The sequence below is a fragment of the Okeania sp. SIO2C9 genome (genome assembly GCF_010672455.1).
Classification (GTDB): Bacteria; Cyanobacteriota; Cyanobacteriia; order Cyanobacteriales; family Microcoleaceae; genus Okeania.
The window spans coordinates 220,022-237,107 of sequence record NZ_JAAHGO010000004.1; the positions used below are offsets into that span (position 1 = coordinate 220,022).

Below are 17,086 nucleotides of genomic sequence, written 5' to 3' on the forward strand. Positions count from 1 at the left end.
CCCATATTAAAATATTATATTAACAATACTTGATCGACTGTTTTTTTGCTACTGTAAGAACGGTCTAAATTTTGCATTGTACTAGACTCTAGACTTCAGTTTCTGTAGACTAGGAAAATACCTTATTCTTATAAAAAATCTCTAAGTTGAGGAAAAAAATGGACTTATTAGAACAAATTTGGAATAGTCTGGGAGAAATTAGTATTTTTGGCCTATCGGCATATAAACTATTATTTGCATTCGGGGTGTTGCTATTAACACTAATACTCCAGGGATTTATTGCTGGAGTAATTATTAAAAGTATTGAGAGTCTAGCTTCTAACACTAAATCTGACTTAGACGATCAATTGATTGCTATCATTAAAGAACCCTTAGGCTGGTTAGTTTTAATTGCTGGGTTTTGGTCAGTGCATATAATTTTAATGGAGTATATCAGTCCTCAGTTAAACAAAATTATAACTGATATTATCGGTTTAGCTGCTATTGCTCTGGTAGCAAATGTGATTTATCGTTCAGCTCCTTTGTTAGGTCAACTACTAAAATATCTAACTATTCACACTGAGACAGACCTCGATGATTTGCTGGTTCCTTATTTCCCTAGACTATTTCGGATTGCAGCAATTGTTGTGGTATGTATTAAAGGAGCAGAAGTCTTTTTGGGAGCATCTGCAGGAGCTTTGATTGGTTTACTTGGTGGTGCTGGTGTTGCTTTAGGTTTGTTGTTCAAAGACATTATCTATGATTGGTGTTGTGCTGTAATTATCTATACTGATGGGTTGTATAGACCTGGTGATTGGATAGGAGTTACAGGATTAAGTGGTTTTTTCCAGGTTTCAGAAATTGGTTTAAGAACAACAAAGTTGTACTCATGGGAATGGGGTTCGATCATTAAAATGCCCAATTCTCGAATGGTTGGTGGTATTGTAGATAACTGGTCTCAAGACAGAGCTAATGTTGAAGAGTGGGGGATAACAGGAACTTTAAAAATTGATGGCATTACAGCAGATCAAGCAGAGAGAATAATAGCTGGTCTTGATGAAATATTTAAAAGTATGGAAGGTTTTCTGGAACATTATATAATGTTCCTAGGTCTTGAAGGTAATGCTCGCAAGATTAAATATGTTTCATATCATCCTCCTGCTGGTTACGGGCGTACTGCCAATGAATTTCATTTGAGGGTAATGAAATTAATGGAAAAAGAGGGTATTGCTGCTCAGAATGTCTTTATCATTACTGACCAAGAAAGTTATACAAAAAATATGAAAATGGCAATCAAGAATTGAGTTCTAAATATCCATAAGTTAATATTTTGGTAGTGGTAAACAAGTAGTGATTTTTGAGGTTTACCTTCTAGTAATAAAATGGATATACATACTAAACACTACTTTTACAAGACTACCAATATCTTTTCGTTCCTGTTTACCGAAAATTTGGGTCTAAAGCCTCGCCCATAAGCGGGCGACTTTTTAGTTGATTTTATTTCTATAAATATGTTATCATACTGTTAGTTCAAATAGGAATTATGAAAGCTAGATTTAAGTATCGCATATATCCAAAACCGGGACAAAAATACCGATTAGCCAAACTATTTGGTTCGGTCCGTGTGGTTTGGAATGATAGCCTAGCTTGTTGTCAACAAAAGTATAGATCGGGAGAAAAGAAACCCACTAATTCTCAACTACAAAAACAGTTTATCACTAAAGCTAAGAAGGCTGAAGACAGAGAATGGTTATCAGAAGTTTCTGCTATACCATTGCAGCAATCTTTAAATGATTTAAACCAGGCTTATCAAAACTTTTTTAAATCGACTAAAGGCCAGAGAAAAGGTAAACCTGTTAAACCTCCTAAATTCAAAAGTAGAAAGTCAAAACAAACTGCAAGATTTACAAAAGGAGGTTTTAAAGTTGGTCAGCATAAAGTCTAGAAGAGCCAAAGTTGGAAAAATCAAGATAGTTTGGTCAAGAGAGTTACCTGCTGCTCCATCATCAGTAACAGTAATTAAAGATTCAGCTAATAGATATTTCTTAAGTTTTGTAGTAGAAATACAACCAGAAATCTTACCTGAGACTGATAATTCAGTAGGTATAGATTTAGGCATTTCTACCTTTGCTACATTTAGTGATGGTACAAAGGTTGATGCTCCTAAGCCACTTAAGAAACGAATTAAAAAATTAAGAAAGTTAAGTAAGTCATTATCTCATAAAACTAAAGGCTCTAAAAGGTATGAAAAAGCACGGATTAGAGTAGCTAAATTCCATGCAAAACTGAAAGATACAAGAACAGATTTTCTACATAAATTATCTACTAAAATAATTCGTGAAAACCAAACAATTGTTTTAGAAGATTTGAATGTTTCTGGTATGGTTAAGAATCGCAAATTATCCAGAGCAATATCAGATTTAGGTTGGAGAACTTTCAGAACATTCCTAGATGGAATTGCTGAAAAATATGGTCGTGATTTTAGAGTAATTAGTCGTTGGGAGCCAACATCTCAAACCTGCTCATGCTGTGGGTTTAAAGGTGGAAAATTAGACCTTCAGGTGCGAGAGTGGGAGTGTCTAAACTGTGGTGCAAAACACGACCGTGATGAAAACGCAGCAATAAATATATTAGTCGCGGGCGGGCAGTCCGAGACATTAAACGGACGTGGAGGCAAGTGTAAGACTACTGCCAAAGTAGCAGCAGCCAATGTTAGCGGAGCTATGCGCCAGCAAAGCGTCAACCCACCGAGGAGCTACGGCTCGGTAGGAATCCCCGCGCCTTTTAGGCCGGGGAGGATGTCAACTAACTTTTTTCTTTCTATTAATTGGGAATATTAATGCTTTCTAGCTCTGATAAGCTACTTTGCCAAAGTTGATTTACAGAAACTTCCAACTTTTGACGGCTTTGTTGCTGTATCTTGTCATAATATAGCAACAGTGACATCTGGAGTTAAAGTATAGATAAACTGATGCTCCTAGCACCCGTGCCATTAATTGAAGACCCAAGCAAATTCCGACAGTAGTTCAACAATGAATAATGAATAATGAATAATGAATAATTACCTCTCTATGAATTGAAGAGGATTGACAAATTCATGAAAATTTTTTTTCACAGGAGTCCATTGGATATGGCGCAGGTTTCGGAGCCATCCCATCCTAGGTCATGCTGCGCAAACGACCGCTTTTTATCCTCTTAAAAGAGGAGGCTTTCAACCACAATTTTTCGGTAAATTGATTAATGCCGATGCTAATGGTGCTGGAAATATTATCAAAAAAGTAGCAGCACAGCTAAGTTTAGATTTAGCCAAAGTTGGTAGGGAAGTGTTGATGCTTCCACAACGATATAGGTTAGATAATCTGACTAAAAAATATTGTAAGCAGTGTGTTGCGTGGCAATAGCGCCCGCACCCACCACATCCGCTTAGAATCTAGGGTGTTTTAACCCCTGGAGACATCAAAAATAAATCCAATTAATATCAGCTTATGAATAAGAATCTAATATGGTTATTTGTCATCGTGAGTATAGTTTTTGTAACTGCCGGTGACAGCTTTGAATTTGTGCCTCAACCTATCCAAAGTGCCAGCTTGCAAAGCCGAAAATTTATAGTTGGGCTATGGCCTGGTTGGTTGAAGCCCAAGAATACTAATGAACGTACAGAAGATGCTGTAGAGAATCTGGAAAATCGTAGCGAACCATAAATACAGGATTTACGCACGCAGACGAAATTATAAACCATTTGTAGGGGTTGACGGCCGTTAACCCCTACTATATTTGGTGATCGTGCGTAATTCCTGATACACTCACTGGCTAATAATCACTCTTAACGTTATGTTATTGAATCATGCTGCTAATTCTTTAATCATTGAAGTATTACCCACGCGCGATCGTATGAATTTTGGCAGCTCGTACTAAATACGGTTATGAAAAGGTACTTTTCCCAAATCTTCTCTAACCCTTCTGCCTTACTTTCCTAATTTTCGCCCCTATCTGCTTCATAACCACAATTACGAATAGCTGAATCTAGCTTTCGGTACTGATTTTCTGTGCCTTGCATTTTCATCTGGTAGACGAGCATAGAAAAGTTTGATCGCTATCATGCTACTATCAAATTATAGCAGACAAATAAATTACTTGCCAGCCCTAATTAACAAAAAGTCCCCCTAAAAGGGGGAGGCTTTAAACCCAATTTTCCGGTAAGTACTAAAGATATTACAATGGAGAGATCCAGAAATGATATTCCAGGGTAAATGCTTTGAAAGAACTTTTGATTACTGCAACCGATACCGACGCTGGTAAAACGATATTAACCCTCGCTCTTGCTGCTTATTGGCAAACTTACCATAAAGACCGCAACTTAGGCTTATTTAAACCCATTCAAACTGGCATTGGCGATCGCGAACTTTACACTAAATTATTTTCTCTAGACCAATCTCTTGACGAAATTAACCCTTTATGGTATGAAACACCAGTTGCTCCTCCTGTAGCTGCAGAACGGGAAGGTCGTCTGGTACAATTAGACTTGGTATGGTCAACTTTCGCAAGATTACGACAACAAAAAGATTTTGTGTTAGTCGAGGGTTTAGGAGGATTAGGTTCTCCTGTCACTCACGAACTTATGGTGGCAGATATAGCTAGGGATTGGCATTTACCTACTATTTTGGTTGTACCAGTAAAGTTAGGCGCGATCGCTCAAACTGTAGCTAATGTTGCTCTAGCTCGTCAAATGAAGGTTAACCTCCGAGGCATTATCCTCAACTGCGTTAAACCTTGCTCGGAGCAAGAAATTGCTGACTGGACTCCTGTTGAGCTAATTCAATCCTTAACTCAAGTACAAGTCTGTGGAATTATACCACATTTACCAGAAATTAACAACCTAGACAAATTAGCAACAGCAGCCTCTAATTTAGATTTAGAGAAATTTTGGCCCTTACCGAAAAAGAAGGTCTAAAGCCTCCCCTTTCAAGGGGATAAAAAAAGATCAACTTCAGTATTTTCGTAGCCTCACGCTTTAGCGGTCGGTACTGATAACTGATAACTGATAACTGATAACTGAAATGACCAACCACAATCAAAATTTAATAACTCAGTATAAAAAATATGGTTTCAACTATTCCGACCTCAAATTCCGTTACTCAATCTCAACTGCGTCCAGAAATTAGAGAACTACAACCTTTGTTAGTTGAATGGCGACGACATCTCCATAAAAGACCAGAGCTAGGTTTCAAAGAATATTTAACAGGGGAATTTATTTGCCAAAAATTGCAAGAGTGGGGCATCGAACATCAAATAGGCGTTGCGAAAACAGGTATCCTCGCAACTATTGACAGCGGTAAACCAGGACCTGTATTAGCTATCAGGGCAGATTTAGATGCTTTGCCAATTCAAGAATTAAACGATGTGCCATATAGGTCAATACATAATGGTGTGATGCACGCCTGTGGCCATGACGGACATACAGCGATCGCTCTAGGTACTGCCTACTATCTCGCTACCCATCGCCAAGATTTTAATGGGATCATAAAAATCATTTTCCAACCTGCCGAAGAAGGACCTGGAGGCGCTAAACCAATGATTGAAGCGGGGGTGTTGAAAAATCCTGATGTCGATGCCATCATTGGTTTGCACTTGTGGAATAATCTACCCCTCGGCACAGTAGGAGTCCGCAGTGGTGCTTTAATGGCAGCTACTGAAAGATTTAATTGCACAATTTTGGGCAAAGGTGGACATGGAGCTATGCCTCATCAAACTGTAGACTCTGTGGTAGTTGCAGCTCAAATTATTAATGCTTTGCAAACAATAGTAGCTCGGAATATTAATCCTATAGATTCAGCGGTTGTGACGGTTGGGGAGTTAAAAGCAGGTCGGGCATTTAATGTTATTGCTGATACTGCCCGAATGGCTGGTACAGTGCGCTATTTTAATTTGGCTTATCAAGATTATTTTGCTAAACGAATTGAGCAAGTTATTGCCGGAGTTTGTGAAAGTCACGGGGCGAGTTATGAATTTAATTATATTCCTCTTTATCCCCCGTTAATTAACGATCAAAAAATGGCAGATTTGGTTAGAAGTGTGGCTGAATTATTAATAGAAACTCCTGCGGGTGTTGTACCAGAATGTCAAACTATGGGGGGTGAGGATATGTCATTTTTTCTACAAGAAGTACCTGGTTGTTATTTCTTTTTGGGTTCAGCAAATGCCGAGAAAAATTTAGCTTATCCGCACCATCATCCTAGATTTGATTTTGATGAAACTGCTCTAGGAATGGGAGTAGAAATGTTTATGCGTTGTGTGGAGAAGTTTTGTAGTCAGGGTTAACTTATTTTCCTCGAATAACGTTTTGATTTTTAACCGGATTTGTCTTAGAAAGTCCGGTTTTTTGATATTATGTTTACTGTAATACCAAAATGTTTGCTACAAGTATTTAGACTTTTCCTAGATTCTAAATCCGGCTTAAATTCCTTAATTTCCTGTGCTTTAGTTTATGGGTTTATTTACGCAAATAGGGATTTTTGTTAATTTAGTAAATCTCCCTTGTCAAAATTTTTGTTTATATTAAAATATAAAAGTTAGACAGATAAAGCTACTTTTAAAAAAAGATGTTTTTATCTAAATAAAGTATTAAGAATAATCAAAACATCAGAAATATAGACTTATATAGTCAGTAGCTAAACTTGTGATTACAAATAATTCAGAATATTTATGAAAAATAACATCAAGCAAAAGCTAAATTACCTAAGAATATTAACAATTACTTCTCTATCTTTATTAGGAAGTCAAATGCCAACTATTGCCATGGCAGACCAGTGGACTCCATGGATTAACCAGACCAATCAAATATTACTTGCTCAACAACAAGTTTGTCAGCTTCAGTCTTCACCAGCAGATAGTCGTGCAGGTGTAGATTTCCGAGACCAGCCAAATGGAGGTAGAAATATTGCCTTTTTTAATAACGGTACTTCTGTAACAGTCATAAATAGGTCTAATGATGGACAATGGACACAAGTAACTGGACCGAATAATTCTCAAGGTTGGGTATATACTCCCTATCTGCAAAATTGCAATACACGCTCTGGTTCACAACTACCCGATACAGGAGATAGAACAGGTGGAGTACCAGTAGGAACAATTTGTCGGGCAATAGGTTCCCCCGAATATCCGAATATTCCAGTGCGAGATTTTCCCAATGCCAAAGGTTATAATATGCCTTTCAATTTTGCTAAAAATACTCCACTGAGAGTTACTGAACCACCAGCAGGACAAGAGTCTCAGTCAAAGTGGGTTTATGTTCAATCAGTACAAACTCCTCAACAAATGGGGTGGGTATGGAGACCTTATATTCAATGTAATTAAGTTAGCTAAGTAATAGACATCTCCAGAAAAGAGGGAACAGGGAACAGGGAACAGGGAACAGGGAGGAGTAATTGATAATTTCTAGATAATAATTGATTTTATTTTTAATTTTTGGAGATGTCCAATTTATAAGAAGGTCTGACGGTCAACAACAACGAGCATTTTTGGTACGGTCATTGATTAAGGAAGCCGATATTTTTTGTTTTGATGAACCGTTTGTTGGAGTTGACCAGAAGACTGAAAATATTATTTGTATCCATCTTGTTTTGGGATATATATTAATATGAACTCAACAGAAAATATCACCATTCAACATCTATCTGAGAAAGATATAAAGCTAATGCAAGACTTGCTCAATGTTTTTGGTGATGCGTTTGATGAAGTGGAAACTTATTGCAAAGTCAAACCTGAAACTGATTATCTTCGTAAGCTACTCAGCAGAGATTATTTTATCGTGTTGGTTGCATTAAAACATGAAGAGGTGGTGGGTGGTCTGGCAGCATATGAACTTCACAAATTTGAGCAAGAACGCAGCGAGATTTATATATATGATTTGGCGGTATCGACTGAACACCGTCGCCAAGGTATAGCAATGGCGCTCATTGACGCACTCAAGAATATAGCTGTCGATCGGGGAGCTTATGTTATCTTTGTTCAAGCTGACTACGGTGATGATCCGGCAATAGATTTATATAGAAACGTTGGGGGTTTGCGGGAAGATGTCCTACACTTTGATATTGTAGTCAAAAAAGATTATTGAGCGATCGTTTTTGTAGAAATTCTGAGGTTTTTTATCATGCTAAATGTAACTATTGATGAAATTCAAAGCGACCCACTGAAATATTTGCGTTTAGTCGAAGAGGGGGAAACTTTGTAATTATTCGATCTGAGCAAGCGATCGCTGAAATTAGACCTATTGCCAATAGCAAAATGAGAATAAAGTAGTGTACTTCAACTGGCTAAACTGCCACCATTACATCGCGATCCTTTCGACAGAATGATTATTTGTCAAGAATTACAAAATGGTTTGACTATTGCGACAGTAGATGCAGCAATTCGTGCCTACCCAGTTAGTGTCTTGTAGAAGTGAAGTACCCTACACTGCAATGTTGATAATTACTTACTATTCAATTTTTATAACCACTATTGCAGTATGGATGGGTAATTTGCCCATTATCTACAGTAGCTGATCCACCATCTCGTTTACGTTGTTTATGATCTATATGGATAGAATTTCTATGGATAAATCCATTACATATTTTACAGCGAGGTGCGTTTGAGAGTGTATCTCTGATATAAATCTCGCTTTTTTTGTTTGTCTTGAAATCTTGTTCGCATGAATTATCTTGTTTCTTTTCTTGACCAATTTTTAAATAATTAAAATCTCTATTAGACGTAATATCATTTATAATATTTTCTATAGTATTTTGAGAATTTAAACCAATAATTACTTTTTGAAATAAATTAGATATATGTTTATAGCTATCCTGAACACTTCTTTTTTTGTATAATATTTGCTGAGTTAAATAATCATAATCTAAAATAAATCCCTCAAAATCTTTTCTAACCTTAATAAAACTATTAAGCTTATTTTGTCGATCTAGAACTATCAGAAAATCTACCATAGCCAAGAAAGATACTGTTCTATGTCTTCCTTGCCTTGAATAAAAATATACAATGGGATGTAACCCTAAAGATGAAGGATGATTACTATTTAATTTATACGCAATTCTTCTAGTTTTCTTTAATAATTCTATTGTTGTTTCTCCTGTTGTATCATCATTAAGTCCTTTATTGTTAAAATCTATATTATTGACTATATTTATAAAATCCAAAATTAGTGATAGAGTCTGATTGGAATAAAGCTTTCCAGCCAATGGAACATCTAAGGTTTTTATTGGAGTTTGTAATTTTGGTTCAAACAGTATTTGATTTATTTCTTCTGCTATTTCTTGTATTTGATTTTGTATTTCATCTGAAAAAGATGACCAATATTTATTACCCTTACCACTTCTAATAATTGCACGTGCTGCTATACTATTAGGCTTTCTTCTAGATTTAAGCAGTTTTCGTTCGGTTTTATCAATTGGTGCAGATTGTTGATTAATTTTAAAATATGAGTTTTCTGCTTTACTTGCATCTCCTTCTACCCATTGAAGCTGAATTGCCAATGCTGCTAAATTTTTAGAATATTCAACAATTTCTGGTTTAACTTTATCAGGATGTGTAAGAGCTAACCTAAAATCTCTATATGAGCCAACTTTTTTATTAACTAACTTTCTTGTTTGATCGGCAATTTCTTTTTGTTCATCAGGAATCATGGTATCGTAAAAATATTTTGAAATATCCCCATCCCCATAATCATCATTTACCCAAGCAGACAAACTACTCAATCTATGACTACCATCTATTACGAATGCTAGTCGTATGATAATTTGCACCTCTTTACTTCTGTTGCACATACTCTGAACTATTTTTTAAATAACTAATGCCAGCTAGAGATATTTATCATAATACGCTTGTTAAAGCCTTAAAAACAGATAGTTGGACAATTACTCACGTCCTCTATATTTAGGTTATGGAGGTAAACATCTTTATGTTGATTTGGGTGCAGAAAAAAACAGCGATCGCTGCCGAAAAACAGGGTAAAAAAATTGCTGTATAAATTAAAAAATTTATTGGTATTTCTCCCATAAACGATTTACAAATAGCAGTGGGAAAATATGAAATTTATCGAACTGTATTATCGGAGCTAGAACCAGGACTTTTACTTTATTTTGCTGTTATTCAGCAAGCTTATGAAAGTATTTTTCAAGATAAATTAGGTCAATTAATTCTTAATAAAATACAACTGCTTCTAATAATTTTTGATGAAAAAATTGGGAGAATAATTAAATGGATAAGTTAGATAACTATCGTGAAATTATATTGATACAGCGGATTCCACTTTGGTGAGGTACACCCGCGCGAGCAAGATGCTCGCACTGGGAACATTTAATTATTAATATCTGTACTTTATATACTTGAAATCTGCTGTAACTATAAAATTTTACTTAATTATCTCAAATTTTTTTAACTTACTACTTAATTTTTTGCTATAAAATCAAAATAATCAAACAAATAAAAAAAGGAAAAATTTACAATAATGTTAGAAACATTACTAGAGCCACTACAATATAGTTTTATGCAGCGATCGCTCTTAGTCGCGATAATAGTTGGAATTATCTGCGCAGTAGTAGGTAGTTATTTAATGGTACAAAGATTAGCTCTGTTAGGAGATGCCATTAGTCACTCAGTATTACCAGGATTAGCTGTTGCTTTTTTAGTAGGGGCAAATATTTTTATTGGAGCATTTATTGCCGGAGTAATTAGTACTATTTTAATTAATTTAATTAGGACGCGATCGCCAATCAAAGAAGATGCAGCAATGGGGATAGTTTTTTCTGCTTTCTTTGCACTAGGAATTACACTAATTACAATTATTCAGAAAGACAATAAAATTGACCTAAATCATTTTCTATTTGGCAATATTCTCGGCGTAACTATTGGGGATGTGCGAGATACATTAATTATTGCTTTGATTGTTTTATTAGTAGTAGTATTGCTGTACAAAGAACTATTATTTTACACATTTGATCCCCTCGGCGCTCAAGCAGTAGGTTTACCCGTAAATTTATTAAACTTGGGGCTAATGATGTTAATTGGTTTGACAATTGTAGCCAGTCTTAAAGCAGTAGGAGTAGTGTTAGTTTTGTCTTTATTAATTACACCAGCAGCCACAGCTTATCTATTAGTTAAAAGATTGTATCAAGTAATGATTTGGGGGGTAGGAATAGGGGTTTTATCGAGTATTAGTGGAATGTATATTAGCTACTTCTATAATTTACCATCAGGTCCAGCAATTGTATTAGTATCATTTGGGTTATTTATATTAGCTTTTTTATTCAGTCCGACTCAAGGAATTTTAACTTATCCAACATCAATTTCTAGTCAACCCTCTATTTGGCGGGAGTTGAAAAATTTAATTAAGTAAATTTGATTTCTCCTATAGCAAGGAACGAGTTGGTTAGGACATAGATTAATGATGAACTTTAGACACAGAAATACTTTTCCCACTATTGCCTCTCTTAGTCCGCTACTAGGTGCGTCTGTCGGCGACACGGGGTCGCACCGCTTTTGCCTGTTCCCTGCTATAACTACTGACTACTAAAAACATCTTAAGTATTTGTAGCAAACATTTATAAAAATGATATTATTCATAACATTTATTAGTGGCATTTTTATGGGAATGACCACAGCACCAGTAAACGCATGGTTTCTCGGATGGGTAGCTCTAGCTCCTCTGTGGGTGTTAGTAATTCAACAAGAAAAATACTTTGATAAATTTTTATTAGGTTTAGTTTGGGGAATAGGTTATCACGGTGTAGCTTTATTTTGGATAACCGGAATTCATCCCATGACCTGGTTAGGAGTTCCTTGGTTAGCTAGTTTAGCGATCGCTATATTTTGTTGGATTTTTATCACTCTTTGGGGAGCAATTTTAGTTGCTATTTGGGCTTATTTATTTGGAGTTTTAACTCCTACATCTTCCTCAGAGAAAATATTCTCATTCGCCAGAGTTTTATTAGGTATAACTTTATGGTGTTGTTTAGAGAAAATCTGGAGTTTAGGAAGTCTTTGGTGGACTTCTTTATCTTTGACTCAGAGCAACTATAATTTAGTAATTTTACACCTTAGTCAATTATCAGGACCAATTACAGTTACGGCAGCTATTATTACGGTAAATGCTTTATTTGGGGAAGCTTTTATTCAAGCAAAATCACAGGGAAACTCAGAAGTTTTTCAATCAATTAAATTTTGGAAAAAACAAAATAATTCAGATAAACTTAACCTATTTTTTAAACCTTCATTATTCATTATTAATTATTCATTATTAATTATTCATTATTCCTTCTTCCTTCCGATCGCAACCTTACTATTTTTCCACATCGTAGGATTTAGTCTATATAATATTCCTTTAAATCCCGATTCAGAAACAGCATTAAAAGTGGGAATTATTCAAGGAAATATTCCTAATGAAATTAAGTTTAATTCTACAGGTTGGTATCGTGCTGTGGAAGGTTATACCACAGGATATAAAAAGTTAGCAGACCAAAATGTTGATGCTGTATTAACACCAGAAACAGCTTTACCTTTTTTGTGGACAAATCAAAATAATCGTAGATTCCTTTCTTTTTATCAAGCAATTTTAGACAAAGAAGTAGTAGCTTGGGTCGGTGGTTATGGCAAACAAGATAATAATCTGACTAACAGTTTATTTACTATAGATAATACAGGAGAAATTTTTAGTCGTTACGACAAGATTAAATTAGTACCTTTAGGAGAATTTATTCCTTTCAATGAAGTCTTAGGAAAACTAATAGATAGACTCTCACCTTTAGACGCTCATTTAGTACCTGGAAAAACAGACCAAATATTTGAGACACCCTTTGGCAAAGCAATAGTTGGAATTTGTTATGATTCAGCTTTTTCCCAAGTATTTCAAAGACAAACCGCAGCAGGGGGAGAATTTATTTTAACAGCAGCGAATAACGCTCATTATAGTCCCACAATGCCAGCTCAACATCATGCTCAAGATGTAATGCGGGCAATTGAAAATGATAGATGGACGGTACGAGCAACTAATACAGGTTATTCTGCAATAGTAGACCCTCACGGTAGAACAATTTGGCTATCTGGAATTAATACTTATGAAACTTATTCAACCACAATTTATCGGCGAAATACCCAAACTTTATATGTAAAATGGGGTGATTTGTTAACACCAGTATTAGTGATGGCAGGAATTTTAATAAAAATAATTATCTGGTCAAAAATATAGCAGAAGTAAGAAGGAAGAAGACATTTAGTTATCTAGAAGAGAAGGAGGAAGGTTGATTATTGATATTCCGGTAGTGCGTCAAGGAAGTGTGGGGAGGGTGGGAAGTATGGGGAGGGTGGGAAGTAGAAGAAATAACTGTAGCTGTATCTTTTTGTGCAAGTCTGCCACTGATCATAGCTTTTATGGTCTGATCTCAAATCCGGTTAAACAGTTATAGATTGGTTAACTCAACCATGAGACAGTCCTCACTCCTCAGGAGGAGAAAGAATCACAAACATTTATTAGTGATGACGATTCGAGATTTTTTTGATGTCCAATTAAACGGATTTGATATTAAAGGCTGAAAAATTTGCACTTTTTTCCCGACAAAAATCCGAAAAACTCACTCCTGACAGTGCTTTTAGATGATTATTAGCCCTACTTACTTATCCCACACTTTACGCTCTGCACAACCGATATTCCGTTATTTTAGATATTCTATAGAACCTCCGATCGTATCTTCATAAATTTAGCAAGGAGTCAGGAGACAGGAGACAGGAGACAGGAGACAGGAGGTAAGAGGGAAGATGTGGGGAGAAATAATACAAAAAATTCAACACTCCTTGCTGATGATTTTTCCTCAAAATTGATGCGCGAAAAGACTTGACTACATAATTGTGTAGTTCTCAAATGGGTTCTATAAGTCAACAGCAGTAATGGCAGTTGCTTTAACGAAGTCAGAAGTCAGATAGGGGAGCTGTCGGATTGGCGACGTACAGAAGTTATATCATGTCCGTTGGTATCGTTTGTGTAAAAGTTAGCGTGGATATCTACAGGAAATTTAAGTTTTTTCTTGCCTGTTGCCTGTTGCCTGTTGCCTGTTGCCTATTTACTATACAAGACCGATGCTACCGGACATGATATTAACTCACCCCTAGACCCTCCCCCGACCGTGGAGGGGAAGTAGGGGATTTGAGCAACTCTCCAAAAACCCGATCGCCTTAAAAGGCGGGGTTGCGCGACCCATGTTATTTTGATAAAACAATAATTAATCAAAACAAATGAATAAAAAATTGTTGATATATATATTTTTTCTGGTCAGTTTATTCTTCGTAACCTGTGCCAAACAACCTTCTAAATTAGACTCTCAAAAAACACCTTTAACAGAAACAACTCCATTAACAATTTGGTGGACAAAAGGTTTCTATCCAGAAGAGGATGAAGCGATTCAACAAATAGTTAGTAATTGGGAGAAAAAAAACGGTTATCCCGCTCAACTTATTTTATTACAAGATGATAAAAATTTAGAAATGGCTCTTGAGTCTGTAGCAGCAGGAAATCCTCCAGACATTGTTTACAATCGTAGGGTGGAATTTGCCATGAGTCCCCGTCTTGCGTGGGAAGGTAAATTAGCAGATGTTTCTGATGTGATTGAACCTGTTAAATCTCTCTACAGTCAAGCGGCTCTTGCCTCTGTTTATCTCAATAATAATGTAACTAAAAAACGCAGTTATTATGCAGTGCCAATTCAGCAACAAGCTCTACACATTCATTACTGGCAAGACTTGCTCAAAGAGATTAATTTAAAAGCATCAGATATCCCTAATGAATGGGATGAATTTTGGCAGTTTTGGCAAAATGCTCAAGATATAATCCCCCATAAAAATCAATCACAAATATATGGTATTGGTTTAGCTATGTCTGCAGCTTCTAATGATACCTTTTACGAGTTTGAACAAATATTAGCAGCTTATGATATTAATTTATTAGATAAAAATGGAAAACTTCTAGTAAATGAACCCAAAGTTCGCCAAGGAATAATTAGAGCATTAAATTGGATTATTAATCTTTATAAAGATGGATATATACCGCCAGATGCAGTTAAATGGTTGCCAGTAGATAATAACGTTAATTTCCTCAATCGTAACTTGTTAATGGTAGTTAATCCTACTTTATCAATTCCTGCTTCTCAAAAAGAAGATAGAGAAATTTATCATAATCAAATTAAAACAATAAAAATTCCTAATGATCCGGATGGAGAACCACCAGAATATCTTGTATCTATTAAACAAATACTTACTTTTGTATCATCTCCTAATTTACAGAAAGCAAAGAATTTTTTATCCTTTTTAATTCTCCCAGAAAACATAGGTAAATATCTGAAACTTTCAGGAGGAAGATATTTTCCAGTAATGCCACAATTATTATCAGATAAATTTTGGCAAGACAAAAAAGATCCTCATATTTCTGTAGCAGTTAAACAATACCAAGAAGGCGGAAATCGACCATTGAATTATGTACTTAATCCGGCTTACTCTCAAGTATTCTCAGAAAATGTTTGGGGTCAGGCAATTGAAAGAGTAATTGTTGATGGATTATCAACAACAGATGCCGCCAATGAAGCAATTGCTAAAATACAAAAAATATTTGCTCAATGGTAAAGCAGTCAATAAGTTTAGAGTGAGAATTTTAATTGAAGTATCTGAGAAAAGAATAATAATTATGAGACGTAAATTATTTTCTGTAATTTGGCTATTTATACTCAGTTTAATATTAGTTACTTGTAGTGTAAATCAACCTCAAAATTCTCTCCAACCAGAGCCATCAGAGGCAGTTTTAAGCATTTGGTGGAACCGGGGATACTACCTAGAGGAAGATGAGGCTTTACAAAAAGTTGTTACTGAGTGGCAAGAAAAAACTAACCACAAAGTTGAACTTCTATTTTTTTGTGAGGATGATATTTTACAAGTAGGTATTGATGCCTTAGCAAAAGGTAAACCACCTGATATTTTTTTCTCTGAAAGAGCAGAGTATACTTTAATTCCCCAATGGGCATCAGAAGGAAAATTATTAGATGTTTCAGATGTAATTAAACCTATAAAAAATTTGTACGGAGATGCTGCTCTAAACTCTGTTTATTTATACAATAATTTTGAGTCTAAATCTTCTTATTATGCTGTACCAATAATGCAAGGAAGTGTCCATATTCACTACTGGCATGATTTAATTAGTGATGCTGGTCTAGGTGAAGAAATACCAAAACAATGGGATGATTTTTGGCAATTTTGGCAGAATGCACAAAAAATTTTGCGTCAACAAAATGACAGTAATATTTATGCTTTGGGTTTGCCCATGTCTATCGATGCTTCAGATACTTATATTATATTTGAACAAATTTTGGAGGCTAACAATGTACAGATAGTAGATAAACAGGGAAAATTACAAATAGATAAACCAGCTATAAGACAAAAAATCATTGAGATTTTAGACTGGTATACTAGCTTTTATAAAAATGGATATGTGCCACCTAACGCAATGAATTGGCTAAATTCTGATAATAATACTAATTTCCTCAATCGTGAAACTTTAATGGCAATTAATCCAACTATGTCAATTCCTGGTTCTCAACAAGAAGATGAAGAAATTTACTTAAATCAAATGAGAACTATAGAATTTCCCAATAATCCAAATGGAGACAAACCTAGATATTTAGTATCTATTAAACAACCTATAGTTTTTACATCTTCTGCTCATCCCCACCTCGCGAAAGAATTTTTATCATTTTTAATACAACCAGAAAATTTAGGACCTTACATTAAAGGTAGTAAAGGTCGCTATTTTCCAATTATGCCTCAACTATGGGAAGACCCATTTTTGCATGATACAAAAAACCCTCATATTTCCGTCGCATCTCAACAATTTACAGAACATCAAACCCACTTATTTGATAGTTCTATAAACCATGTTTATGCTCAGGTCTATATAGAACATATTTGGAGTAAGGCGATGCAGCAAATTTTAATTGATGGTTTATCACCAACTGAGGCAACAGATCGAGCTATTAAACGAATTAAAGAAATATTCGAGCAGTGAGAAACTAAAGAAACATAATAA

At 35.3% G+C, this 17,086-nt stretch carries 14 protein-coding genes and 2 pseudogenes; 15 read left to right on the forward strand and 1 reads right to left on the reverse strand.

The window, feature by feature from the left end; all coding sequences use genetic code 11:
- Positions 1–158: 158 nt before the first annotated feature.
- The 10 genes and pseudogenes from F6K23_RS05080 (at position 159) to F6K23_RS05120 (ending at position 8,092) form a co-directional block, all read left to right on the forward strand.
- On the forward strand, positions 159–1,283 hold the full coding sequence (locus F6K23_RS05080) for a mechanosensitive ion channel family protein (RefSeq protein WP_293151470.1): 1,125 nt from the start codon (positions 159–161) through the stop codon (positions 1,281–1,283).
- Between the two features lie 239 nt (positions 1,284–1,522).
- On the forward strand, positions 1,523–1,924 hold the full coding sequence (locus F6K23_RS41485) for a helix-turn-helix domain-containing protein (RefSeq protein ID WP_367267621.1): 402 nt from the start codon (positions 1,523–1,525) through the stop codon (positions 1,922–1,924).
- Entirely contained in the window at positions 1,905–2,819 is a 915-nt protein-coding gene (locus F6K23_RS05085; protein ID WP_367267622.1) for an RNA-guided endonuclease InsQ/TnpB family protein, read from the forward strand. The genes F6K23_RS41485 and F6K23_RS05085 overlap by 20 nt, the downstream gene beginning before the upstream one ends.
- A gap of 393 nt (positions 2,820–3,212) precedes the next feature.
- Positions 3,213–3,380, forward strand: a complete 168-nt coding sequence (locus F6K23_RS05090) for a hypothetical protein (RefSeq protein WP_293151473.1) — start codon at positions 3,213–3,215, stop codon at positions 3,378–3,380.
- Between the two features lie 84 nt (positions 3,381–3,464).
- Positions 3,465–3,680 (forward strand): hypothetical protein, encoded by a 216-nt coding sequence (locus F6K23_RS05095; RefSeq protein ID WP_293151476.1) that lies wholly within the window; start codon positions 3,465–3,467, stop codon positions 3,678–3,680.
- A 554-nt stretch (positions 3,681–4,234) separates the two neighbouring features.
- Positions 4,235–4,930, forward strand: coding sequence for a dethiobiotin synthase (bioD, locus tag F6K23_RS05100; RefSeq protein ID WP_293151479.1), 696 nt, complete (start codon positions 4,235–4,237; stop codon positions 4,928–4,930).
- A 149-nt stretch (positions 4,931–5,079) separates the two neighbouring features.
- Positions 5,080–6,297, forward strand: a complete 1,218-nt coding sequence (locus F6K23_RS05105; RefSeq protein WP_293151482.1) for a M20 family metallopeptidase — start codon at positions 5,080–5,082, stop codon at positions 6,295–6,297.
- Between the two features lie 384 nt (positions 6,298–6,681).
- Entirely contained in the window at positions 6,682–7,332 is a 651-nt protein-coding gene (locus tag F6K23_RS05110; protein ID WP_293151485.1) for an SH3 domain-containing protein, read from the forward strand.
- A gap of 137 nt (positions 7,333–7,469) precedes the next feature.
- A pseudogene (locus F6K23_RS05115) lies at positions 7,470–7,583 on the forward strand (manganese ABC transporter ATP-binding protein); the annotation flags it as partial.
- A 32-nt stretch (positions 7,584–7,615) separates the two neighbouring features.
- Positions 7,616–8,092, forward strand: coding sequence for an AAC(3)-I family aminoglycoside N-acetyltransferase (locus F6K23_RS05120; RefSeq protein ID WP_293151488.1), 477 nt, complete (start codon positions 7,616–7,618; stop codon positions 8,090–8,092).
- A gap of 367 nt (positions 8,093–8,459) precedes the next feature.
- Here the strand turns inward: F6K23_RS05120 and F6K23_RS05125 are convergent, their stop codons facing one another.
- Positions 8,460–9,773, reverse strand: a complete 1,314-nt coding sequence (locus tag F6K23_RS05125; RefSeq protein ID WP_293151491.1) for an HNH endonuclease signature motif containing protein — start codon at positions 9,771–9,773, stop codon at positions 8,460–8,462.
- Positions 9,774–9,820: 47 nt separating this feature from the next.
- Between F6K23_RS05125 and F6K23_RS05130 the strand changes: the two are divergent.
- The 5 genes and pseudogenes from F6K23_RS05130 to F6K23_RS05150 all read left to right on the forward strand — a co-directional run bounded on the left by F6K23_RS05130 (position 9,821) and on the right by F6K23_RS05150 (position 17,065).
- Positions 9,821–10,240, forward strand: a pseudogene (locus F6K23_RS05130) (element excision factor XisH family protein).
- A 237-nt stretch (positions 10,241–10,477) separates the two neighbouring features.
- The gene (locus F6K23_RS05135; protein WP_293151494.1) at positions 10,478–11,365 is read left to right on the forward strand and encodes a metal ABC transporter permease; all 888 of its coding nucleotides are present in this window, start codon (positions 10,478–10,480) and stop codon (positions 11,363–11,365) included.
- Positions 11,366–11,578: 213 nt separating this feature from the next.
- A complete protein-coding gene (gene lnt / locus F6K23_RS05140; protein ID WP_293151497.1) occupies positions 11,579–13,213 on the forward strand; it encodes an apolipoprotein N-acyltransferase in 1,635 nt (544 codons plus the stop codon).
- Between the two features lie 1,040 nt (positions 13,214–14,253).
- Positions 14,254–15,633, forward strand: a complete 1,380-nt coding sequence (locus F6K23_RS05145) for an ABC transporter substrate-binding protein (RefSeq protein WP_293151500.1) — start codon at positions 14,254–14,256, stop codon at positions 15,631–15,633.
- Positions 15,590–17,065 (forward strand): ABC transporter substrate-binding protein, encoded by a 1,476-nt coding sequence (locus F6K23_RS05150; RefSeq protein WP_293151503.1) that lies wholly within the window; start codon positions 15,590–15,592, stop codon positions 17,063–17,065. Before F6K23_RS05145 ends, F6K23_RS05150 begins: the two co-directional genes overlap by 44 nt.
- The last annotated feature ends 21 nt before the right edge of the window (positions 17,066–17,086 follow it).

Excerpts from the sequence above, each read along its gene's own strand:
- F6K23_RS05105 (WP_293151482.1), top strand. The coding sequence starts at position 5,080 with ATGGTTTCAACTATTCCGACCTCAAATTCCGTTACTCAATCTCAACTG.
- F6K23_RS05150 (WP_293151503.1), top strand. The coding sequence starts at position 15,590 with ATGAAGCAATTGCTAAAATACAAAAAATATTTGCTCAATGGTAAAGCA.
- F6K23_RS41485 (WP_367267621.1), top strand. The coding sequence starts at position 1,523 with ATGAAAGCTAGATTTAAGTATCGCATATATCCAAAACCGGGACAAAAA.
- F6K23_RS05095 (WP_293151476.1), top strand. The coding sequence starts at position 3,465 with ATGAATAAGAATCTAATATGGTTATTTGTCATCGTGAGTATAGTTTTT.
- lnt (WP_293151497.1), top strand. The coding sequence starts at position 11,579 with ATGATATTATTCATAACATTTATTAGTGGCATTTTTATGGGAATGACC.
- F6K23_RS05120 (WP_293151488.1), top strand. The coding sequence starts at position 7,616 with ATGAACTCAACAGAAAATATCACCATTCAACATCTATCTGAGAAAGAT.
- F6K23_RS05080 (WP_293151470.1), top strand. The coding sequence starts at position 159 with ATGGACTTATTAGAACAAATTTGGAATAGTCTGGGAGAAATTAGTATT.
- F6K23_RS05145 (WP_293151500.1), top strand. The coding sequence starts at position 14,254 with ATGAATAAAAAATTGTTGATATATATATTTTTTCTGGTCAGTTTATTC.
- F6K23_RS05110 (WP_293151485.1), top strand. The coding sequence starts at position 6,682 with ATGAAAAATAACATCAAGCAAAAGCTAAATTACCTAAGAATATTAACA.
- F6K23_RS05135 (WP_293151494.1), top strand. The coding sequence starts at position 10,478 with ATGTTAGAAACATTACTAGAGCCACTACAATATAGTTTTATGCAGCGA.